The 19,866-nt window shown below is 70.1% G+C and carries 20 protein-coding genes; 7 read left to right on the top strand and 13 right to left on the bottom strand.

Annotation, left to right across the window (positions count from 1 at the left end; translation table 11 throughout):
* Window positions 1-134 precede the first annotated feature (134 nt).
* Window positions 135-1,364: a dihydropteroate synthase gene (gene folP / locus HG543_RS05975; RefSeq protein ID WP_169343702.1), complete on the bottom strand. Its 1,230-nt coding sequence runs from the start codon at window positions 1,362-1,364 to the stop codon at window positions 135-137.
* A 170-nt stretch (window positions 1,365-1,534) separates the two neighbouring features.
* On the opposite strand from folP, the gene HG543_RS05970 reads away from it, so the two are divergent.
* Window positions 1,535-2,230 carry a pirin family protein gene (locus HG543_RS05970; protein ID WP_169343701.1) on the top strand — a complete coding sequence of 232 codons (696 nt, stop codon included), beginning with the start codon at window positions 1,535-1,537 and terminating at the stop codon, window positions 2,228-2,230.
* 93 nt (window positions 2,231-2,323) lie between these two features.
* Here HG543_RS05970 and ftsH read toward each other — a convergent pair whose 3' ends face one another.
* Both ftsH and tilS read right to left on the bottom strand, forming a co-directional pair.
* Window positions 2,324-4,240: an ATP-dependent zinc metalloprotease FtsH gene (gene ftsH, locus HG543_RS05965; protein WP_169343700.1), complete on the bottom strand. Its 1,917-nt coding sequence runs from the start codon at window positions 4,238-4,240 to the stop codon at window positions 2,324-2,326.
* Window positions 4,241-4,419: 179 nt separating this feature from the next.
* Window positions 4,420-5,775: a tRNA lysidine(34) synthetase TilS gene (tilS, locus tag HG543_RS05960; protein ID WP_169343699.1), complete on the bottom strand. Its 1,356-nt coding sequence runs from the start codon at window positions 5,773-5,775 to the stop codon at window positions 4,420-4,422.
* Between the two features lie 457 nt (window positions 5,776-6,232).
* Between tilS and HG543_RS05955 the strand changes: the two genes are divergently transcribed.
* The 3 genes from HG543_RS05955 (at window position 6,233) to HG543_RS05945 (ending at window position 8,641) form a co-directional block, all read left to right on the top strand.
* Window positions 6,233-6,436, top strand: coding sequence for a TIGR04563 family protein (locus HG543_RS05955; protein WP_002638649.1), 204 nt, complete (start codon window positions 6,233-6,235; stop codon window positions 6,434-6,436).
* 7 nt (window positions 6,437-6,443) lie between these two features.
* Entirely contained in the window at window positions 6,444-6,728 is a 285-nt protein-coding gene (locus HG543_RS05950; protein ID WP_169343698.1) for a TIGR04563 family protein, read from the top strand.
* Between the two features lie 326 nt (window positions 6,729-7,054).
* A complete protein-coding gene (locus tag HG543_RS05945; protein WP_171817875.1) occupies window positions 7,055-8,641 on the top strand; it encodes a ChaN family lipoprotein in 1,587 nt (528 codons plus the stop codon).
* Here the strand turns inward: HG543_RS05945 and HG543_RS05940 are convergent.
* From HG543_RS05940 to kamD, 8 genes are all read right to left on the bottom strand, one after another.
* Window positions 8,607-8,996 carry a hypothetical protein gene (locus HG543_RS05940; protein WP_169343696.1) on the bottom strand — a complete coding sequence of 130 codons (390 nt, stop codon included), beginning with the start codon at window positions 8,994-8,996 and terminating at the stop codon, window positions 8,607-8,609. The genes HG543_RS05945 and HG543_RS05940 overlap by 35 nt on opposite strands.
* A gap of 152 nt (window positions 8,997-9,148) precedes the next feature.
* Window positions 9,149-9,934 (bottom strand): class I SAM-dependent methyltransferase, encoded by a 786-nt coding sequence (locus tag HG543_RS05935; RefSeq protein ID WP_169343695.1) that lies wholly within the window; start codon window positions 9,932-9,934, stop codon window positions 9,149-9,151.
* Window positions 9,924-10,700 (bottom strand): SDR family NAD(P)-dependent oxidoreductase, encoded by a 777-nt coding sequence (locus tag HG543_RS05930; RefSeq protein ID WP_169343694.1) that lies wholly within the window; start codon window positions 10,698-10,700, stop codon window positions 9,924-9,926. The genes HG543_RS05935 and HG543_RS05930 overlap by 11 nt, the downstream gene beginning before the upstream one ends.
* A 161-nt stretch (window positions 10,701-10,861) precedes the next feature.
* Window positions 10,862-11,689 carry a 3-keto-5-aminohexanoate cleavage enzyme gene (kce, locus tag HG543_RS05925; RefSeq protein ID WP_169343693.1) on the bottom strand — a complete coding sequence of 276 codons (828 nt, stop codon included), beginning with the start codon at window positions 11,687-11,689 and terminating at the stop codon, window positions 10,862-10,864.
* The gene (gene kal / locus HG543_RS05920) at window positions 11,686-12,084 is read right to left on the bottom strand and encodes a 3-aminobutyryl-CoA ammonia lyase (RefSeq protein WP_253979786.1); all 399 of its coding nucleotides are present in this window, start codon (window positions 12,082-12,084) and stop codon (window positions 11,686-11,688) included. Before kal ends, kce begins: the two co-directional genes overlap by 4 nt.
* Window positions 12,081-12,866 carry a lysine 5,6-aminomutase subunit beta gene (gene kamE, locus HG543_RS05915; protein ID WP_169343692.1) on the bottom strand — a complete coding sequence of 262 codons (786 nt, stop codon included), beginning with the start codon at window positions 12,864-12,866 and terminating at the stop codon, window positions 12,081-12,083. The genes kal and kamE overlap by 4 nt, the downstream gene beginning before the upstream one ends.
* A gap of 4 nt (window positions 12,867-12,870) precedes the next feature.
* Window positions 12,871-13,347, bottom strand: coding sequence for a hypothetical protein (locus HG543_RS05910; RefSeq protein WP_169343691.1), 477 nt, complete (start codon window positions 13,345-13,347; stop codon window positions 12,871-12,873).
* Complete coding sequence (gene kamD, locus HG543_RS05905; protein ID WP_169343690.1) at window positions 13,344-14,894, bottom strand: lysine 5,6-aminomutase subunit alpha; 1,551 nt, start codon at window positions 14,892-14,894, stop codon at window positions 13,344-13,346. The genes HG543_RS05910 and kamD overlap by 4 nt, the downstream gene beginning before the upstream one ends.
* A 263-nt stretch (window positions 14,895-15,157) precedes the next feature.
* Here kamD and HG543_RS05900 point away from each other — a divergent pair, with 263 nt between their 5' ends.
* Together HG543_RS05900 and HG543_RS05895 are read left to right on the top strand one after the other, a co-directional pair.
* Window positions 15,158-16,693 (top strand): catalase, encoded by a 1,536-nt coding sequence (locus HG543_RS05900; protein ID WP_169343689.1) that lies wholly within the window; start codon window positions 15,158-15,160, stop codon window positions 16,691-16,693.
* A 164-nt stretch (window positions 16,694-16,857) separates the two neighbouring features.
* On the top strand, window positions 16,858-17,475 hold the full coding sequence (locus tag HG543_RS05895; RefSeq protein WP_169343688.1) for an ankyrin repeat domain-containing protein: 618 nt from the start codon (window positions 16,858-16,860) through the stop codon (window positions 17,473-17,475).
* A gap of 7 nt (window positions 17,476-17,482) precedes the next feature.
* Here HG543_RS05895 and HG543_RS05890 read toward each other — a convergent pair whose 3' ends face one another.
* A complete protein-coding gene (locus tag HG543_RS05890; protein ID WP_169343687.1) occupies window positions 17,483-17,845 on the bottom strand; it encodes a VOC family protein in 363 nt (120 codons plus the stop codon).
* Between the two features lie 14 nt (window positions 17,846-17,859).
* Window positions 17,860-18,891 (bottom strand): L-erythro-3,5-diaminohexanoate dehydrogenase, encoded by a 1,032-nt coding sequence (kdd, locus tag HG543_RS05885; RefSeq protein WP_169343686.1) that lies wholly within the window; start codon window positions 18,889-18,891, stop codon window positions 17,860-17,862.
* Between the two features lie 231 nt (window positions 18,892-19,122).
* Here kdd and HG543_RS05880 point away from each other — a divergent pair, with 231 nt between their 5' ends.
* Entirely contained in the window at window positions 19,123-19,866 is a 744-nt protein-coding gene (locus tag HG543_RS05880; RefSeq protein WP_169343685.1) for a hypothetical protein, read from the top strand.

Raw genomic sequence — 19,866 nt, 5'->3', positions numbered from 1 at the left:
AACGCCCCGAGAGGGGGCCGCGCCGCACTGTACCAGGGGACATGGAAGAGGGATGGCCGTCGTACAAAGCCCCCCTGCCCGCTCCCCGGCGGTGTCCTGCCATCCACACCGCGAGGACTGAAAGCCACACCAAATTACCGTCCGTACAGGGCACCACCCTCCAATCCTTGCCGGATTGCGTCCGCCACGACGATGGCGTCCCGGGCCTCGGCCACGTCGTGCACCCGCACCACCTCCGCGCCTCCCAGGGCGGCCACCGCGGCCACGGACCCCAGCGTCGCCGCAAGCCGCTCGGCCGCCGGCTTGCCCCCCGTCAGCTTGCCGAGGAAGCCCTTGCGGCTGGTGCCCACCAGGAGGGGCAGGCCCAGCACCCGCAGCTCGCCCAGCCGGCGCAGCAGGTAGAGGTTGTGGTCGAACGTCTTCCCGAAGCCGATGCCCGGGTCCAGGAGGATGCGGCTCCGAGGCACCCCCGCGGCCTCCGCCCGCGCCACGGCGTCCTCCAGGAAGGCCAGCACCTCGTCCACCAGGTCGTCGTAGCGCGGCGCCTGCTGCATGGTGGCCGGCGTGCCCTGGATGTGCATGAGGCAGCAGGCCGCGCCCGCCTCGGCCACCACGCGCGGCAGGTCCGGGTCCGAGCGGAAGCCGGTGATGTCGTTGATGAGGTGCGCGCCCGCCTTCAGCGCCTCGCGCGCCACCGCCGCCTTCGTGGTGTCCACCGACAGCGGGACGGAGGTGCGGGCGCGCAGGCCCTCGATGACGGGCACCACCCGCGCCAGCTCCTCCTCCACGCCCACCGGCTGTGAGCCGGGACGGGTGGACTCTCCGCCTACATCCAGCAGGTCGGCGCCCGCCTCCGCCAGCGCCACGCCGTGGGCGACGGCGGCCTCCGTGCCGAAGAAGCGCCCGCCATCGGAGAAGCTGTCCGGCGTGACGTTGACGACGCCCATGACGTAGGTGCGCTCGCCCCACGCGAAGGTGCGCCCGCCCAGCTCCAGTGCGGCCGGTGCCCTGCCCGCCTCCAGCGCCCGCTCCAGCGCGGCGGCGAGGGCCGGGGCCTGTGCGCGCGCCACGGCCACCAGCCGGTCGAACTGCTCCCGGCGCCCGGAGACCAGCCCCGTGCCCGGCCTCGCCTTCGCGTCGCCGGGAGCCCAGGCGGGGTACTCCTCCAGCCCGGGCGCGGTGGCCGACTCGTGGAGCGACTGGAGGAAGCGTCCGTCCTCGCGGGACAGCCCCGTGACGAGCACCTGGGCGTGGGGGAGCTTCTCCAGCAGGTACTCCCGGGCCGCCGGGGGCAGCCCCATCCGCCGGAAGGCGAGCGTCAGGTCTTCCGGACGGTCGGCGGAAATCGGACGGGCTCGAATCATGGCCGCACCCTCTCTGGATTCGGACCCGCCGCCAAGCGCGCGTTTCGTTCCATGGGTGGAACGATGCGTCCCGGCTTCGTCGTCTGGTGGTGAGGGGTCAACAGACGCATGTTGTTGGCGGAAGCGGGGAGGCCCGGTGGCACCCCCTCCAGAAAGAAAAGGAGCACACCATGATGACCCTTCGTCCCTCTGAAGCGCGCGGCCATGCGAACCACGGCTGGTTGGACTCCCACCACACCTTCTCGTTCGCCAGCTACTACGACCCGGACTTCATGGGCTTCCGCGCCCTGCGCGTCATCAACGAGGACCGTGTCATCGCGGACGAGGGCTTCGACACGCACCCGCACCGCGACATGGAAATCATCACCTACCCCCTCAGCGGGGCCATTGCCCACCGCGACAGCACGGGCGGCACGGGCCTCCTGCGCGCGGGCGAGGTGCAGCGGATGACGGCCGGCACCGGCGTGATGCACAGCGAGATGAACGGCTCGGACGCGGAGCTGCACTTCCTGCAGATCTGGGTCATCCCCGAGAAGCGGGGCCTGAAGCCCGGGTACGAGCAGAAGGCATTTTCCGAGGAGGAGAGAAAGGGGCGCTGGAGAGTGGTGGCCAGCCGCGACGCGCGCGAGGGCAGCCTCACCGTGCATCAGGACATGTCGCTGCACGCGACGTTGCTGAGCCCGGGCGAGAAGGCGGAGTACACGCTCGCCCCCGGCCGCCATGCGTGGCTGCAGGTGGCGCGCGGCAAGGGCACGCTCAACGGCGTGGAGCTGAAGGCCGGTGACGGCGTGGCCGTGTCCGACGAGTCCAAGCTCGTCCTCACCGCCTCCGAGCCCATCGAGGCCCTGCTGTTCGACCTCGCCTGACGACGAAGAGGACGGCCCGCAATGCAGAAGGCCCTCCCCAGTGCACCGGGGAGGGCCTTCGTCATTTCAGCTCAGGTGCTTCGAGGAAGCCGCTTACGCCTTCTTCGGCTCCATCGAGGGCAGGCCCTCGAGCGCGTCGAGGATCTTCCGCTTGTCCTTCTTCTCGGTGGCCTTCGGCGGCGCGTTGATGCGCGGCGCCGGGCGCTCACGGGTGAGCTGGCCGCCCTGCAGGAGGATGTTCACGTCCTCGGCGTCGAGCGTCTCGTACTCCACCAGCGCGTCGGACACGCGCTTGAGGGCCTCGAGATTCTCGGTCAGCAGCTGCTTGCCCTTCTCGTAGCAGCCCACGACGATGCCGCGCACCTCGGCGTCAATCTGCCGGGCGGTGTCCTCGGAGTAGTCCTTGGACGAGTTGAAGTCGCGGCCCAGGAACACCTCGCCGTCGCTCTTGCCGAAGGCCAGGGGGCCCATCTTCTCGCTCATGCCCCAGCGGCACACCATGGCGCGCGCCGTCTCGGTGGCGCGCTCGATGTCGTTCGCCGCGCCGCTGCTCATCTCGTTGAACATGAGCTCTTCGGCGATGCGGCCGCCCATGGCCATGGAGATCTGGTCCAGCATCTGCTTCTTGTAGCCGTTGACCTTGTCCTCGGTGGGCAGGCTCCAGGTGACGCCCAGGGCCTGGCCGCGCGGGATGATGGTGACCTTGTGGAGGGGGTCGCAGCCCGGAAGCAGCTTGGCCAGCAGCGCGTGGCCCGCCTCGTGGACGGCGGTGTTCCGCTTCTCCTTCTCGGTCATGATCATGGACCGGCGCTCCGGACCCATGAACACCTTGTCCTTGGCGGCCTCGAAGTCGCTGAGGTCCACGCGCTCCTTGTTCTGCCGCGCGGCCATCAGGGCGGACTCGTTGACGAGGTTCTCCAGGTCCGCGCCCGTCATGCCGGGGGTTCCGCGGGCGATGACGTCCAGGTCCACCTCGGGCGCCAGCGGCACGCGGCGGGTGTGCACCTTCAGCACGCCCAGGCGGCCCTTCAGGTCGGGACGCGGCACCACGATGCGGCGGTCGAAGCGGCCGGGACGCTGCAGCGCGGGGTCCAGCACGTCCGGACGGTTGGTGGCGGCAATCAGGATGACGCCGTCGTTGGACTCGAAGCCGTCCATCTCCACGAGCAGCTGGTTGAGCGTCTGCTCGCGCTCGTCGTGACCGCCGCCCAGGCCCGCGCCACGGTGGCGGCCCACGGCGTCGATTTCGTCGATGAAGATGATGCAGGGGGCGTTCTTCTTGCCCTGCTCGAACAGGTCGCGCACGCGGCTGGCGCCGACGCCCACGAACATCTCCACGAAGTCCGAGCCGGAGATGGAGAAGAACGGCACGCCGGCCTCACCGGCCACCGCGCGGGCCAGCAGCGTCTTGCCGGTACCCGGGGGGCCCATCATCAGCACGCCCTTGGGGATGCGGCCGCCCAGCTTGGTGAACTTCTTGGGGTCCTTGAGGAAGGCGACGATCTCCTCCAGCTCCTCCTTGCACTCGTCCACGCCGGCCACGTCCGCGAAGGTGACCTTGTTGTGGCTCTCGCTCAGGAGCTTGGCCTTCGACTTGCCGAAGGTCATGGCCTTGCCGCTGCCGCCCTGGAGCTGGCGCATGAAGAAGATGAAGAAGAGGAACAGGAAGACGACCGGCATCCACTGACCGAGGATGGTCAGCCAGAGGCTGTTCTGCTCCTCCCGCTCGTACTTCACGTCCACGCCGTTGGCGCGGAGCTGGTTGAGCATGGCCGCGTCCGGCGCGGGGCCCGTCGTACGGAACTTCTCGCTCGTATCGACGAACTTGCCGGAATAGGTGTTTCCCTTGACCGCCACTTCCTTGACCTTCTTCTCCTCCACCTTCGAGAGAAGCTGGGTGAAGGAAGGCTCCTGGACCTGGTCATTGCCCTGGGAGAAGAAGTTGTAGAAGGCGACGAAGAGGACGATCAGGATGACCCAGAGCCCGATGGTCTTGTAGGTCGAACGCACGTGTCAGCTGCCCTTTCGGTACTCGGCGGGATGAGGGCCGCGCTGGGAAGAACCCCAGCTTTTTCCATCATTTGGCCGACACCAGGCGAGCCACCCAACGTCGGACCGTATCAGCAACAGCAAAAAGCCCTCAACTATTTAGGGGGCCGCGGCCATCCCCGGACTGCATTCATTCCACTCTATAACGAAGGGGTCCGCTGAATGCTCGGACCCGGAGGTGCCGCCCACAGGGCATGGCCGGACGCGACGGCGGGGGGCGGAGGGGACCACAACCCGGGGAGCCACAGCACCCTTCCCTCGCCGTCCACCACCACCGGCCACGCGGCGCGCTTCTCCGCGGGCACCCGAAGGTCCACCAACACGTCCTGCAGCTTCCGTTGTCCCGCCGCCGTGCCGAGACGGTCGCCCGGCTGCCGCGTCCGCACGGTGAGCGGCCAGCGCGTCCCTTCCGCGAGCACCAGCCCGTGCACGCCCAGAGGTGGAGGGCCGGGCTCCACGGAGAAGCGCCACCCCGTGCCCTCCAACAGCCCCCCCGCTCCCGGCCCGTCCAGCCGCAACTCCCGCGTCTCGGGGCGCTCCTCGCGCCGGACGCACCGCACGCGCCCGCTCGCCGCGCGCAGCTGAAGCTCCCGGCCGAGCGAGGCCACTCCTCCGCGCTCCACCGCGCGCAGCACGCGCGCCAGCAGGGCCTCGTCCGCGGGCACGCCCGCCTCGCCCAGCAGCCGGACGAGCACCCTGCGCCGCAGCGGCGCCTCCAGGGCGCGCACGCCCACCGCCTCCAGGCTGCCGTCCTCCAGTCGCAGCCGCCGCCACGCCTCGTCCGCCAGCGACGCCAGGAGCGCGTCGTCCTCCGCGGCGAGCCGCGCGAAGGCCGCCAGCCGCGTCTCCACCGCGTGCCCCGCGGCCCGCGAGAAGGCGGGCAGCACGTCTCGCCGGATGCGCGTGCGGAACAGCGCCGGGTCCGCGTTCATCGGGTCTGTCGAGTATGTGACACCTTCCTCCGCGAGGAACGCCTCCACGTCGGCGCGCGTGCGCTCGAGGAGCGGGCGGACGAGCCCCTCTCGGGCCTCCTGGATGCCGCCCGCGCCCCGGAGCGCCGTGCCCCGCGCGAGCCGCATCAGCAGCGTCTCCGCCTGGTCGCTCGCCGTGTGGGCCGTGGCCACCGCCATCAGCCCGCGCTCGCGCCGGAGCGCCTCCAGCGCCGCGTAGCGGGCCTCGCGGGCCCTGGCCTCCACGCCCGCGCCGGGTCGCAGGTGCAGCTCGCGGACGTGGCACGGCAGCCCGAGCCCACCGGCCAGCCGGACAACCGCCTGGACCTCCGCCTGCGACTCCAGTCGCAGGCCATGGTTCAGTGTCGCGACCTCCACGCGCAGGCGCAGCCGGGGCGCCACCCGCGCGGTTCCCACGAGGAGCGCGGTGGAGTCCGCTCCACCGGAGACGGCGAGCAGCACCGAGCCTCCTCGGAGCCCCAGGCGCGCGTACGCCGCCTCCAGCGTCTGGGTGAGCAGGTGCGTTCTGGGGCCAGTACGAGGCATCGGACCTATGCCGGAATGGAGTGTCGGCTGACCGGGTTACAGATGCGCGGTGCGGTTGAAGGTAGGGGGGGCGGTTCTTATGATCGTCACACCGGATGGGGTTGGTCGCGGTAGCGGAAATAGACGCTGCCGCAGGTGTTGTTGAGAGGACGGTCAGATTTTCGAGATGTTGGACCTAGGGGTCCCCCCCCTCCCCCTCTGGGTCCACGGGTCCGCCAGGAGATCCACTCCCGGCGGTCCCTCTTTCCGAAGCGCCCCGGACTTCCCTCGTGGAGGTCCGGGGCGTTTCCTTTTTCGCGCCCTGCTGCACACGTCACGTGCGACTGAACGAGCCTGGATGTGTGCCCTGCGACCGCGGAATGAGTCCTCCGAAACCGTTGACCCACTTGGGAGTCTGTCGGATAACGACCCCGGTGTGTTCAGGTCGTCACCTCGAATCCGCCCCGGAGACCCAGGTATGGCAGGCACTGACAAGCGCAAGCAGTCGCTGTACTTCCCCGAGGAGATGCTGAAGGAGATCCAGGAGGAGGCGACGCGGCAGGACCGCTCGCTGTCGTGGGTCGTGCAGCAGGCGTGGAAGATCGCCCGTGAGCGCATCAAGTCGTTCCCCGCTGTCAACGACGTGACTGGCGACGAGCGCCAGGATCCTCGGGAGGAGTAGCGAGCGCATGGCCACGACCGACCATCGCAAGCAAAGTCTCTACTTCCCCGAGGACATGCTGGAGGAGATCCAGCGGGAAGCCACGCGGCAGGACCGCTCGCTCTCGTGGATCGTCCAGCAGGCGTGGAAGGTGGCTCGCGGCGACATCCGGAAGATGCCTTCCGTGAATGACGTGCTGAGCCCTCCGCCCCGTCCGGCGCCGGCCCCCGTGGCTTCGTCGGCGGCCCCGTCGTCGTCCGCGCAGCCCCTGGTGGCTGCCGCGGCGGCTCCGTCCTCGGACGAGCCCAAGTAGTCGCAGTTTCCGGGCCCGCGCCCGGCCCCCGGCGCTCATCCGCCGGAGGGCCGCGCGGGTGCGGTGCATGTTCCCGAGCGTGACTCGCTGCCCCTCCCCGAGGGCCGCGAGGGGGCCGGGGCCTTTCCTCCCGCTTCTCGCCGAGGGCACGCGTTTGGACGCCCGCCTCCAGTCGAGTGACGCTCGGTGTCCCTTGCAGGCGGTGTCCGCGCCTTCCGCTTCGAGGACGCGCGGAAGGACTTCACCGTGCACCTTGACGCGCGGGCGCTTCCGGGCGTCGTTTTTTTGCCGGGTCCTCCATGCCGTGCGAGGGATCGCCGCACCCCATGCGCGACTCGCTGGCCTTGCACCTCGCACTGTTCCGCCGCCAGAGGGCGCAGATCGCCCGAGTGGTGGACGGACAGACCGAAGCCTTCCGTGCCTACGAAGGCCGCTATCGGCGCCGCACCGCCAGCTATCGGCGCATCGTGACGCCGGCGGCCGTGCACCAGCAGGTGCAGGCCGCGGACGTGGTGTACGTGGGCGACTACCACACGCTGCCGCTCGCGCAGGAGACGTACCTCGCGCTGGTGGAGCGCGCGCTCGCCTCGGGCCGCCGCGTGGTGATGGCGCTCGAGTGCGTGGAGGGCCGTCACCAGGCCGCCGTGGACGCGTGGCGCGCGGGACGGCTGCCGGAGCGCTCGCTGCTGTCGCGGCTGGGGCTGTCCTCGGGCGTGTCGGGCTTCGGCTCCGGGACGGGCGCGCGCGCCCTGCTCTCCTTCGCCCGGCGGCACCGGCTGGAGGTGGTGGGCATCGACCGGCGCGCCCAGGGTGAGCGCTCGCTGGCGCTGCGTGACGCCTACGCGGCCGAGCGCATCGCCCGCACCGCGCGCGCGGAGGACCGTCCGCTCGTCATGGTGCTGGTGGGCCAGTACCACGTGGCGCCGTGCCACCTGCCCGCGCAGGTGGAGCGGGCGCTGGGCGAGGACGCGCGGCGGGGCCTCGTGGTGTACCAGAACGCCGAGGGCGTCTGGTGGCGGCTGGCGCGCGAGGGCCGCGTGGGCGCGGCCGAGGCGGTGGAATTGGCGGACGGCTCGCTGTGCCTGCTCAACGCCTCCCCCGTCGTGTGCCAGCAGAGCTTCCTGGACTACCTGGAGGCGGAGGCCGGAGACGCGCCGCTCGTGGACCGGAGCGCCGCGGAGCGCTTCCGCGAGATGTCGGAGCTCATCGGCCGGCTGGCCGGCGTGCCGGTGGGGCGCGCGCTGGACTCCGTCGAGGTGGCCACGGTGGCGGACGGTGACGTGCTGGCGCGCATCCAGCGGCGCGGGCGCTTCACGCACTCGGAGCTGACGCAGCTGCGCCGGCACATCCTCTCGCGCGAGAGCGGCTACATCCCCCGCGCGCGCACGGCCTACCTCGCGTCCATGTCGCTGAACCACGCCGCGGAGGAGGCCGCGCACTTCGTGCGGCACTGCGCGGTGGGCGACGCCATGGAGGCGCCGCGCCGCGCGTCCGAGGCCTTCTACGCGCGCTGCCTGGAAGAGGCGCTCGGCTTCTTCGGCTCGAAGCTGGTGAACCCGCGCCGCACGTGCCCCGGGCTGGCCGAGTGGGCCCGGCGCTTCGGCGAGAGCCGGGGCGTGGAGCGGCAGATCGCCGCCTTCGTGCTGGCGCACAAGGCCGCGGAGACGCAAGGGCCCGAGGAGGCCGTGAAGCTGCTGCCCCTGCGCAAGGACCGGCTCTTCCACGGCGTCAGCCACGCCCTGGGCTACCTGCTGGGCGACAAGCTGTACCAGGCCTTCGACGAGGGCCGCGTGGCCCGTCCCGAGGTGCAGGCGCTGTTCCGCGACCCGTTCGTGGACCCGCGCGGCGCGTACTTCACGTGGACGGAGCGCCTGGGCACTACAGCTTCTGCTGCTGCGCGTCCTTCGCCTTGAGGGCGCTCTTCACCTTCTCGCGGAAGGCGCGCATGCGCTCGCGCATCGCCTCTCGCTGCGCGTCGGTGAGCTGACCGCCCGCCGCCTCGCGCTGCGCCTTCAGCTCCTCGCGCAGCTTCAGGCCCTCGGCCTTGAACTGGTCGGCCTCGGCCTGGGTGAGGCGTCCCTCGGACACGGCCCGGTCGAGCCGGCGCTCCATCCGCTCGAACTTCCTCTCGAACTTGCGATGCCCGCGGTGGTGCCGGCCCTGCTCGGCGCCGGGCGCGGGGGCCGGCGCGGTCTCCGCGGCCAGCACCGGGGTGGCGAGCAGCAACGACGCAACGACAGCGGACCGCAGCGCGGACGTCAGACGCATGATGGGATTCTCCTGGGGATATGAGGACGCCGGGACGGTGTGTCCCGTCGTCGCCTCTGCCCTGAAGAACCCCGGGCGCGGCGGAAGGTTAAATCCGGCGCCTGGGCACGGAGCGGGCCCTGGCGATGGAGCCCGCTCCCCTGCCCCACGTGCTATCGCGACGCGAGCTTCACGGCGCGCGTGGCGATGAAGCCGGGGAAGTAGTCGGACAGCAGGTCTCCCGGCACGTGCTTGTCCTCGAAGAGGCCCGTTATCGCGAAGCCCGCGTCCGTCTGACCGCCGAGCTGGTCCTCCAGCGAGTGCGCGACGCACAGGGGCTCGTCCTTGTACCGGGCCCGCTCCGCGTCCGTGAGGCTGGTGAAGTCCGAGTACGGCATCTTGTACTTCAGCTGCATCACTCCCTGGTTCTGCAGGTCCGGGTCGAACAGGAAGATGACCGGGTTGCTGAAGCCGGCCAGCAGCACGCCACCCGGGCGCAGCACGCGGTACGCCTCGCGCCACACCGGGCGGATGGTGTCCACGAAGCTGTTGGAGCACGGGTGGAAGACGAGGTCGAAGCTGCCGTCCGCGAAGGCGGACAGGTCGCGCATGTCGCCCTCCACCAGCCGCAGCTCCAGGCCCTCGCGCTCGGCCACCATCCGGTCCTGCCCGAGCTGCGCCGGCGAGTTGTCCAGCACCGTCACCCGCGCCCCCGCCGCCGCCAGCACCGGCGCCTGCTGTCCGCCCGCGCCCGCGAGGCACAGCACGTCCTTGCCGGCCACGTTCCCGAACCACTCGCGCGGCACCGGCTTGTTGGGGGTGAGCACCACGCTCCACTCACCGCGCCGTGCGTCGGCGATGACCTCCGGGCCCACCGGTATCGTCCAGCGGTCGCCCTTCGTCACCTGCCGGTCCCACGCGTCGCGGTTGTACCTACGGACGTCCACGTCAGCTGTCATGCAGCACTCTTCCTTCCATGCCTCCAGCCACGGTGATGACCTCACCCGTCACGTGGCTGGAGATGCGGTCCGACGCGAGCGTCACCACGACGCGCGCCACATCCTCGGGCATGCCCACCTTGCGCAGCGGCATGGTGCGCGTCACCCGCTTCACGAAGCTCGGGTCGTTCAGCTTGTCGCCGTGCCGGGGCACGGACGTCCACCCGGGGCACACCACGTTGACGCGGCCCAGAGGGGCGATGCGGACCAGCTCGTTCTTCAGGCTCTTGACGAAGCCGCTCGCCAGCGCGCCCTTCGCGGCCGCGTAGTCCGAGTGCCCCGCCTCGCCGAACAGCCCCGCCGTGGAGCTGATGATGACGATGTTGCCCGTGCCAGTGGTGGCCACGTGGCGCAGGAAGGCGCGGCAGCAGAGGAAGACGCTGTCCAGGTTCTCCGCCAGCGTGCGGCGCCAGCGCGCCAGCGACATCTGCCACACCGGCTCGTCGGGCGGCGGCCACACGCCCGCGTTGCACACCAGCACGTCCAGCCGCCCCAGCGCCGACACCGCAGAGGGCACCAGCGCGTCCACGTCCGCCTCCACCGTGAGGTCCGCCCGCACCGCCGCGCCGCCCACCTCGCGCGCCAGCGTCTCCGCGCCCTTCGCGTTGGAGTGGTAGTGCACCGCGACCTTCGCACCCTCCTCCGCGAAGGCGCGCGTCAGCGCCGTGCCGATGCCACCCGCTCCGCCCGTGACGAGCACGCCCCGGCCCTTCAGCTCCGTCTCCATTTCGGTCGTCCCTTCCAGGTCCGCGTCGCGCCGGAGTCCGGGCACACCCGTGGCGTGTCCGGAGGCCCCTGACGGAGCAGGACCGCGTTTCCTGACAACGTTCGTGATTGTGGACCCGGGCCTCGCGAAACGGGCCCGGGTCCGGGTGAAGTGCTTGTCGCTCAGCCCAGGCGCAAGAGCTTCCGGGCCTGCTCCGGGGTGGCCAGCTCTCGGCCGTTGGCCCGGGCGCGCCTGGCGGCCTCGGCGACCAGCTCCCAGTTGCCCTTCGCGAGCACGCCCTTGGACACGTAGATGTTGTCCTCCAGGCCCACGCGCGCGTTGCCGCCCCGCTTCGCCGCCTCGTCCACCAGCGGCAGCTGGTGCCGGCCCACGCCCGCCACCGTCCAGGTGGAGCCCTCCGGCAGCGAGGCAATCATGAAGTCCAGCACCTCCGGCCGGGGCTGCAGCGCCCCCGGCACCCCGAGCACGAAGTCGAAGTGCGCCGGCAGGTCCACCAGCCCTTCCTTCGCGAGGTAGCGGGCCTCGTCAATCATGCCCACGTCGAAGCACTCCAGCTCCGGCCGGAGGCCGAGCGCGCGGATGCGCTTGGCGATGTCGCGCACCAGCGAGCGGGGATTCCAGAAGACGTCCTCGCCGAAGTTGACGGTGCCGGTGGTGAGCGTGGCCATGTCCGGCCGGTCCGCGCCGGTGAGCGTCAGCGGGCCGCAGCGCTCGTCCACGCTCATCCCCACCGCGCCACCCGTGGACGTCTGGATGAGCACGTCCGTGCGCTGGCGGATGGCGCGGATGGCGGCGCGGAACAGCTCCGCGTCCTGGGACGGCTTGCCCTCCGGCGTGCGCACGTGCAGGTGCACCATGGCCGCGCCGGCCTCGCGGCAGCGCGCCGCGTCCTCGGCGATTTCCTCCGGGGTGATGGGCAGATTCGGATTCTGCTCGCGCGTCGTCTCCGCGCCCACCATCGCCGCGGTGATGACCATGGGAGTGCTCATCGCTGACCTCGCTGCTTGTCCTTCGGCACCACGCAGGTCCCGGAAGCACGGCACACCACCACCGGCTCCTGCAACAGGTCCGCCGCCGAATCGTTCACGTCCGGGCGCGGCCGGATGACCTTGCGCGCCTCGAAGCGCATCTTCCGCGACGTGTTGCCCGCGCTGACGATTTCCCCTTCCGCCTCGATGAAGTCCCCGGCGTACACGGGCGCGAGGAACTCCACCGAGTCGTAGGCGCGGAACAGCCCCTCGTCGCCGTCGCTGCGGATGCACAGCTCGGTGGCCACGTCGCCGAAGAGGCCCAGCATGCGCGCGCCGTCCACCAGGTTGCCGCCGTAGTGCGCGTCGTGGCTGCTCATGCGCAGGCGGATGATGGCCTTGGTCCCCGTGCTCACTTGGGCTCTCCCTGGTAGTGCATGTCCTGCGGCTCCTTGCCCTGCTTCTTCAGGAGCGCGTGGACGATGTAGTTGGCGACGTCCGACGGCTTGGTGCCCGGGCCGAAGCCGGCGTCGAAGCCCAGCTCCAGCGCCAGCTTGTGGTCCACGCGCGGCCCGCCCAGCAGCAATTGCACCTTGCCGTGGATGCCCGCGGCCTTGGCCACCTCGATGAACTGCCGCGAGTTGTCCTTGTGCACGTCGCGCTGGGTGACGACCTGGCTCACCAGGATGGCGTCGGCGTTCTTCGCCAGGGCCTTCTTGATGAGCTCCTCGTTGGGCACCTGGCTGCCCAGGTTGAACGCCTCGAACCAGGGGTAGCGCTCCAGGCCGTAGTCGCCCGCGTAGCCCTTCATGTTGAGGATGGCGTCGATGCCCACCGTGTGCGTGTCCGTGCCCGTGCACGCGCCGAACACGACGATGCGGCGGCCCACCTTCTCCTTGATGAAGGCGTTGAGGTCGTCGAAGGACATCTTCTTGACGATGACCTCGGGCACGTCGATTTCGGCGTAGTCCAGGTACATGCCCGAGCGGGCGTAGATGACGAAGAAGGTGTAGTTGTCCGCGGCGCGCTCGGCGGCGGCCACCTTCACGTCCGTGAAGCCCATCTTCTTCGTGAAGACGGCGGCGGCCTCCTTGGCCTTCTCCGACAGCGGCACCGGCAGGGTGAACGACAGCTGCACCACGCCGTCGTCGCGCCGGTCGCCATAGGGGCGGATGATCTGCTTGCTCGGCTTCACCATCGGCTCATTTCCCCCCGGCCCGCTGCAGCTTCACGCTGGTGCCCACCTTCTGGGCCAGCGGCGCGAACCGCTCCTTCTTGCCCTGCTCCAGGTAGAAGACGACCGACCACGTCGTCCGCCCGTCGCACCCCACGTACGTCACCGTGTCCACCGCGCCGCCATTGGGCGCGTTGTCCGAGTCCAGCCGCTTCGCCGCCGGCTGGCCGCCCACCTTGAGGCGCTCCCAGCCCGCGCCGCCAATGGAGGCGACAATCTTGTCCACGCAGGTATCGCCCTTCATGCCGGCCGTCTGCACCGCGCCCACGTCCACCAGGAAGTAGGCGTCACCGCTGGGCGCTGTGAACTTGTTCGTCCCGTCCTCCATGCTGCGCGCCCACGCGGCGGGCACCTGGAGCGACACGTTCTTCACCTGGAACGACGCCAGCGCATCCGCCGAGCCACCGGCGGCCACCACCACGGCGAGAACAGTCCCGAGCATCATGCTGCCTCCAGCAATTCCAGGAACGGGTTGAAGTAGTCGGGCGCCTTCTCCAGCACGCCATCCAGGCCCTTGCCGCCAGTCTCCGAGCGCTTCACGTCGCCGAAGTGCCCCTTGCCGATGGCGGCCACCATGCCCTCGTCGCGGCACTCCTGCAGCAGCTGCATCGCCTTGCCGAACACCTCGCGGGCGCGGTTGGCGATCTTCCCGTCCTCGCGGACGGTGAACTCCTCGTCGATGCCGCGCGCGGCGCGGTGGATGTACGACGCGGACTTGAGCGCCACGTACCGGTCCGCCAAGAGCGGCGTGTGCATGGCCTCCGTCATCATGCCCAAGAGCTGGATGCCCTGCCGCGTCCAGATGGCCACCAGGTCCGCCATCACGTCGTACGCGTGGCTGAAGAAGATGTCCGTCTCCTTGTGCTTGGTGGGCGGCATGTACTTCAGCGGCGCGTCCGGGAAGCAGCGGCGCACCAGCATGGCCTGCGACAGCTCCAGCAGCAGCGTGTCGTCCCGGTACGGGTCGATTTCGTACGAGTGGCCGATGCCCAGCTGCCAGTCCTTGAGGCCCGCGCGCTTGGCGAAGCACTCGTTGATGAACTGGCTGGCGATGACGGTGTGGGCCGCGTCGTACGCGTCCGCGGTGGTGATGTAGTTGTCCTCGCCGGTGTTGATGATGATGCCGGCCAGGGCGCAGATGCGGCGGCTGAAGTACTGGTCGATGAAGGTGCGCCGCATGTTGATGTCACGGAAGAGGATTCCGTACATCGCGTCGTTGAGCAGCATGTCCAGCTTCTCGTAGGCCGCGCAGAACGCGATTTCCGACATGCAGAGGCCGGACGAGTAGTTGGTGAGCTGGATGTAGCGCTTGAGCTTGCGGCTCTCGTCGTCCAGGGCCTCGCGCATGATGCGGAAGTTCTCCTGGGTGGCGTAGGTGCCGCCGTAGCCCTCGGTGGTGGCGCCGTGGGGCACGTAGTCCAGGAGCGACTGGGCGGTGGAGCGGATGACGGCGATGACGTCCGCGCCGGCCTGGGCCGCGGCGCGCGCCTGGTCCACGTCGTCGTAGATGTTGCCGGTGGCGACGATGACGTACTTGTGCGGCGCGGGCGACATGGGGAACTGCTCGCGCAGCGCGTTGCGCTGGGCGATGCGGGCCTTCAGGTCATCCATGGCGGCGCGGGCCTCGGCACGCACCTCCTCGCGCAGGGTGTGCTCCTGCTCGGGCGACAGGGGGCCCAGCTTGTCGGTGGGCAGAGCGGTCAGCCGCTCCACGGCCTCCAGCGGGCTGCGGGCACCCAACTGGAGCGCGCGGCCGTACCAATAGGCGGCGCCCTTGTTGAGCACCCCGGCGGCCTTGAGCTTGTCGACCATGAGGTTGGCGAGCGGAACCCCCCGTGCCCCGGCTCCGGAGATGCCGAAGAAGCGCAACACGGTGCGCTCGGTGGAAACAGTGGTGTTACGGCGGATGAGGTCGAAGATCGGATTGACGATCTCCTCCGCCAGCTTGCGCGCGTGCTCAATCTGCGCGTCTTCGATGAACGGGCCTGGCATGGACGCACCTTACCCGCCAAACCGCCCACCGGAAGGCCTCAAGAAGCCCCGCGGGGCGTTGGCGCACCGCATTATCGGTTTTGAGGCACTTCGCACCGGCCGGACGGTGTTGTTAATCACCGAAAGGACGGTATCTGCACCGACCTTTCGGTGCAGTGCGGAGGCCTCTCTTTGTAAACACTGGATATTACAGAGGTCATCCGTGCGGCACGGGGCGTGCTTTGGAGCGCGGCGTCTCACCCCCGCAGACGAGGAAGACACCCGTGAATCCACGCTCCCTGTTCCTGACGGCAGCGCTCTTCGCCAGCCCGGTCCTGGCCAACACCCCGCCCCCCCTCACCACCGACTCCGGTGCTCCGGTGGGCAACAACCAGAGCTCCAAGACGGCGGGCCCCCGCGGCGGCGTGCTGCTGGAGGACTTCCACCTCATCGAGAAGCTGGCCCGGTTCGACCGGGAGCGCATCCCCGAGCGCGTCGTGCACGCGCGCGGCACCGGCGCCCATGGCGTCTTCGAGAGCTATGGCGACTTCGCCAACCTGACCCGCGCGTCCGTCTTCTCCGCCAAGGGCAAGAAGACGCCGATGTTCGTGCGCTTCTCCACCGTGATTCCGCAGGCCGGCTCGCCGGAGACGGTGCGGGACCCTCGTGGCTTCGCGCTCAAGTTCTACACGGACGAGGGCAACTGGGACCTGGTGGGCAATGACCTGCCGGTGTTCTTCATCCGGGACGCCATCAAGTTCCCGGACATGGTGCACTCGCTGAAGCCGTCGCCCATCACCAACAAGCAGGACCCGAACCGCTTCTTCGACTTCTTCTCGCACCAGCCCGAGTCGACGCACATGCTCACGCAGGTGTACTCGGACCTGGGCATCCCGGCGAACTACCGCCAGATGAACGGGCACGGCGTGCACGCGTTCAAGTTCGTCAACGCGAAGGGCGAGTACAAGTACGTCAAGTTCAACTGGTTCTCGCAGCAGGGCGTGAAGACCCTCAACACCCCCGAGGAGGTCGCGCGCACCATCGCCCAGGACTACCAGTACGCCACCACGGACCTGTACACCACCATCGGCGCGGGCAAGTTCCCCTCGTGGGAGCTGACGGCGCAGATTCTGGACCCGAAGGACCTGGACAAGTTCTCGTTCGACCCGCTGGACGCGACGAAGGTGTGGCCGGAGGACAAGGTTCCGTCCATCAAGCTGGGCAAGTTCACGCTCAACAAGATGCCTGACAACTTCTTCGAGGAGACCGAGCAGTCGGCCTTCTCTCCGGGCGTGATGCCGCCGGGCATCGAGCCGTCCGAGGACCGGCTGCTGCAGGGCCGCCTCTTCTCGTATGCGGACACGCAGCGCTACCGCATCGGCACCAACTACCTGCAGCTGCCCATCAACCGCGCCAAGGCCCCGGTGAACAACAACAGCCAGGACGGCGCCATGAACTCCGGCAACACGAAGGCGGAAGTGAACTACGAGCCGAGCGTCACCCGTGAGACGCAGGACAACGCGGCCTTCCTGCTGTCCAACGCGCCGCTGAGCGGCACCACGCAGCAGCGCGCCATCGACAAGACGGACAACTTCTCGCAGGCGGGCGCCTTCTACCTCGCGCTCGACCCCGCCGCGCGCGAGCGGCTGGTGAAGAACCTGGCCGCGGACCTGGGCCAGGTGCGTGACGCCCGCGTCAAGGCGCGCATGGTCGGCCACTTCTACATGGCCAACCCCGAGTACGGCACCAAGCTGGCCAAGGCCGTGGGCGTGAAGGTGGATGACGCCAAGGCCGCCGTGGCCCCGCTGGCCTCGCGCTGAAGTCTCCCGCTGTACCGGGCCCCGGCGCCGTGTGCCGGGGCCCCGCTGCACCGCCGCTCTCATCGAGAGAGGGTCGGGGTGAAACCCGCCGTCTTCCCCCGCCGCTCATCCCGGCTCTCTCTCGACCGGAGTGGTTGACCCCCCACTGCCCTTCGGAGGACGTCATGATTCGCAAGCTGCTTCTTGGTTCGCTCGGTCTGCTGGTGCTGGTGGGCGCGCTGCTCACCGCCGCGTGGATGTCGCTGCGCGCGGAGCCCGCGCCCCAGGGCCGGCTGCTGGCCACGAGCGAGGCGGAGCGCTACCTGCTCGCCGCCGCCCGTGCCGGTGACACGGAGGTCGTCACCGGGCTCATCAAGGCCGGCACGCCCGTGGAGGCGCGCGACTCGCGGGGCTTCTCGCCCCTCATCCTGGCCGCGTACCACGGCCACACGGAGACGGTGCGCGCGCTGCTCGCCGCGGGCGCGGATGCCTGCGCGGGCGACAACCGGGGCAACACCGCGCTGATGGGCGCGGCCTTCAAGGGCTACGCGGACATCGTCGGGATGCTGAACCAGCAGCCCTGCGCCGTGGACCAGACCAACCGCTTCGGCCAGACGGCGCTGATGTTCGCCTCGCTGTTCGGCCGCAAGGAGGTGGTGGAGCAGCTGCGGCAGAAGGGCGCCTCGCCCGAGGTGCGCGACGCGAGCGGCCGCAGTGCCCAGGACTGGGCGGCGACGCAGGACCCGAGCGCGCCCGTCGCCCCTGCTCCCGCGCCCGCGGAGACCTCGGCCTCCGCGCGGTAGTCCGCCCCTACTTCTCCGGGAACCAGCAGACGCCGAGCCGGTTCCCGTCCGGGTCCTTGAAGTCGAAGAAGCGGATGCCCGGCATCGTCTGGATGCTCTCCACGGTGGCGCCCGCCTCCTTCAGCTTGCGGTGCGCCGCCTCGATGTCGCTCGCGTAGAAGTTGAGCGGCGCGTGGTCGCCGAAGGGCCGGTGCTCCCCCTCGGGCTGGTGCAGCGTGACGGCGGTCTCCCCCGCGTTGAGGGCCGCGTAGTTGCCCGACTGCCAGCGCAGCGTGAAGCCCAGCGCCCACGTGTACCAGCCGATGGCGTCCTTCAGGTCGCGGACCGGGATGAAGACGGTGTCCACGCGCTTGAAGAGTGGCTCGGTCATCTCGGTTGGCTCCCTCAGACGTAGCGGGTGGCGAAGAGCTGGAGCAGCTCCGGCTCGGTGCGCAGCAGGTCCAGCGTCAGCGCGGCGTGGCCGGGCACGTAGCCGTTGCCCACCACCATGGTGACGTCCTTGCCCACGCCCTCCGCGCCCAGCGCCGCCGCGGTGAAGCTGGTGGCCATGGAGAAGAAGATGGCCGTGCCCCCATCCTTCACGGACAGGATGGTCGCCATCTCCGTGTTGCCCACGCTGGCGCAGTTGACCACCAGGTCGCAGAGCTGGCCGTCCGTCGCCCGGCTCACCGCCTCCATCACGTCCACGCCCTGCGTGGCGTCCACCTTCAGCGCCACGTCGCACAGGCCGATGGACGACAGCATGTCCAGCGCGCCCTGCGACACGTCCAGCGCGATGAGCTTGCCCCGGCTCTCCAGGTTGCGCCGCGCCTGCGCGAGGCACAGCGCCCCGCTCTTCCCGGCGCCCAGCACCGCCACCGTCATGCCCGGCCGCACGTGGCGCGCCACCAGCGCGGGCGCGCCGCACACGTCCAGCGCCGCCAGCGCCAGCGTGTCCGGCATGTCCGAGGGCAGCTTCGCGTAGATGCCGCTGGCGAACAGCAGCGCGTGCCCGCGGATGTCCACGCGGTCGATGTCCACGTGCACCGCCTTCACCTCCTCAATCACCAGCGGCGTCAGCGTGAGGCTCACCAGCGTGGCGATGCGGTCGCCCACCTTGAGCAGCTCGCGCGCCGGGTGCTGGGAGCCCAGCTCCTTCACGCGGCCAATCAACATGCCGCCCGAGCCCGTCACCGGGTTCTGCATCTTCCCGCGCTCGCGGACGATTTCCTGGATGCGCGCGCCAATGCGGGCCGGGTCTCCGCCCACCTCGCCCTTGATCTGCTTGAAGGACGCCGCGTCGATGTTGAGGCTCTCCACGTCGATGAGCATTTCCGCCTCGCGGCACGGCAGCGAGGGGTCCAGCTTCCGAGCGCGCTGCGGCAGCACGCCACGCTCTCCCACGACGCGGGACAGCCCGTAGAGGTCGATGCCCATGTTCCCGTCTCCCTGAAGTTCTCAGCGACCCTGCTGCCTCTACCCGCTCCCCCCGGGGGATGGCCAGCACCACGTCACCCCATCCGCTTCGTTCTGTTCCTGACAGGCGTGTCAGCCACACCGTGTGGCCCGCCAGCCACGCGCAGACCCTCCCCTCCCGCCAACGCCGCGAGCTTCCGAGGGAATCTCCAGGCGGCCCGCGCTGGCCCGCGAGGTGCAAAGGGAATGGGCATGGCAACCCACCCCGACTTCCGAGCCCTGCTGCCGCTCACGAGCGCCCTCGCCGTGACGCTGCTCGCGCTGCCCACGTCCGCGTCCGCGCAGGAAGTGCTCGCGCGCCGGGACGAGATTCCCGACGCCCACCTGCGCGGCGTCACCCACGTGGTCTGCGCCACCTTCCCCGAGGGCTCCGAGCCCGAGGTACCCCTGTTCGAGCGCCGCGGCATCGGCTTCCAGCCCGCCAGCCCCGTCCCGCGCGCGAGGACCGTTCCGGTGAGCCGCTGGAGCGACCCCGGCGGCTGGCAGGAGGACTGCTACCCCGCCTTCGCGCACGAGCGCGTCGCCGAGCACGGCGTCTCCGTCCAGTACGCCCACGTCATGCTCGACCTCCGGAGCGGCCGGAAGGCCTGGCTCCGTGAAGGGGGCGACAACAGCCCCACGGCGGTGTGGGTGACGATTGAGAGCCTCCGCCCGCTGGAGGCCTTCGAGGACAAGGGCGTCGAGTTCTTCAAGCTCCGCCGCGAGGGCCAGCCGCCGCTGGTCGTCCGCGAGGCGCCGGAGGACTCGGCGAGCCCCACGGACCTGGACCTGCACGACGACTCCGTCATCCTCGGCAGGCGCGTGGGCGACTTCGCGGAGGTCCTGGTCTTCGACGAGAAGGAAGACCAGTACCGGCGGCGAGGCTGGGTGCGGCTGGTGGACGGGCAGGACACGCTGCTCTTGTGGCCCGTGAACTACCCGTCGCACGGGTGCTGA

The organism is Pyxidicoccus fallax, from assembly GCF_012933655.1.
GTDB classification, from domain to species: Bacteria; Myxococcota; Myxococcia; order Myxococcales; family Myxococcaceae; genus Myxococcus; species Myxococcus fallax.
Note: the sequence above shows the minus strand (reverse complement) of the source record. Positions and strands in the feature narration are given on the sequence as shown.

Excerpts from the sequence above, each read along its gene's own strand:
- folP (WP_169343702.1), bottom strand. The coding sequence starts at position 1,364 with ATGATTCGAGCCCGTCCGATTTCCGCCGACCGTCCGGAAGACCTGACG.
- HG543_RS05930 (WP_169343694.1), bottom strand. The coding sequence starts at position 10,700 with ATGGAGACGGAGCTGAAGGGCCGGGGCGTGCTCGTCACGGGCGGAGCG.
- HG543_RS05910 (WP_169343691.1), bottom strand. The coding sequence starts at position 13,347 with ATGATGCTCGGGACTGTTCTCGCCGTGGTGGTGGCCGCCGGTGGCTCG.
- kamD (WP_169343690.1), bottom strand. The coding sequence starts at position 14,894 with ATGCCAGGCCCGTTCATCGAAGACGCGCAGATTGAGCACGCGCGCAAG.
- tilS (WP_169343699.1), bottom strand. The coding sequence starts at position 5,775 with ATGCCTCGTACTGGCCCCAGAACGCACCTGCTCACCCAGACGCTGGAG.
- HG543_RS05890 (WP_169343687.1), bottom strand. The coding sequence starts at position 17,845 with ATGACCGAGCCACTCTTCAAGCGCGTGGACACCGTCTTCATCCCGGTC.
- HG543_RS05935 (WP_169343695.1), bottom strand. The coding sequence starts at position 9,934 with ATGACAGCTGACGTGGACGTCCGTAGGTACAACCGCGACGCGTGGGAC.
- HG543_RS05955 (WP_002638649.1), top strand. The coding sequence starts at position 6,233 with ATGGCAGGCACTGACAAGCGCAAGCAGTCGCTGTACTTCCCCGAGGAG.
- HG543_RS05940 (WP_169343696.1), bottom strand. The coding sequence starts at position 8,996 with ATGCGTCTGACGTCCGCGCTGCGGTCCGCTGTCGTTGCGTCGTTGCTG.
- kce (WP_169343693.1), bottom strand. The coding sequence starts at position 11,689 with ATGAGCACTCCCATGGTCATCACCGCGGCGATGGTGGGCGCGGAGACG.
- HG543_RS05895 (WP_169343688.1), top strand. The coding sequence starts at position 16,858 with ATGATTCGCAAGCTGCTTCTTGGTTCGCTCGGTCTGCTGGTGCTGGTG.
- kamE (WP_169343692.1), bottom strand. The coding sequence starts at position 12,866 with ATGGTGAAGCCGAGCAAGCAGATCATCCGCCCCTATGGCGACCGGCGC.
- HG543_RS05950 (WP_169343698.1), top strand. The coding sequence starts at position 6,444 with ATGGCCACGACCGACCATCGCAAGCAAAGTCTCTACTTCCCCGAGGAC.
- HG543_RS05970 (WP_169343701.1), top strand. The coding sequence starts at position 1,535 with ATGATGACCCTTCGTCCCTCTGAAGCGCGCGGCCATGCGAACCACGGC.
- kdd (WP_169343686.1), bottom strand. The coding sequence starts at position 18,891 with ATGGGCATCGACCTCTACGGGCTGTCCCGCGTCGTGGGAGAGCGTGGC.
- HG543_RS05945 (WP_171817875.1), top strand. The coding sequence starts at position 7,055 with ATGCGCGACTCGCTGGCCTTGCACCTCGCACTGTTCCGCCGCCAGAGG.
- HG543_RS05880 (WP_169343685.1), top strand. The coding sequence starts at position 19,123 with ATGGCAACCCACCCCGACTTCCGAGCCCTGCTGCCGCTCACGAGCGCC.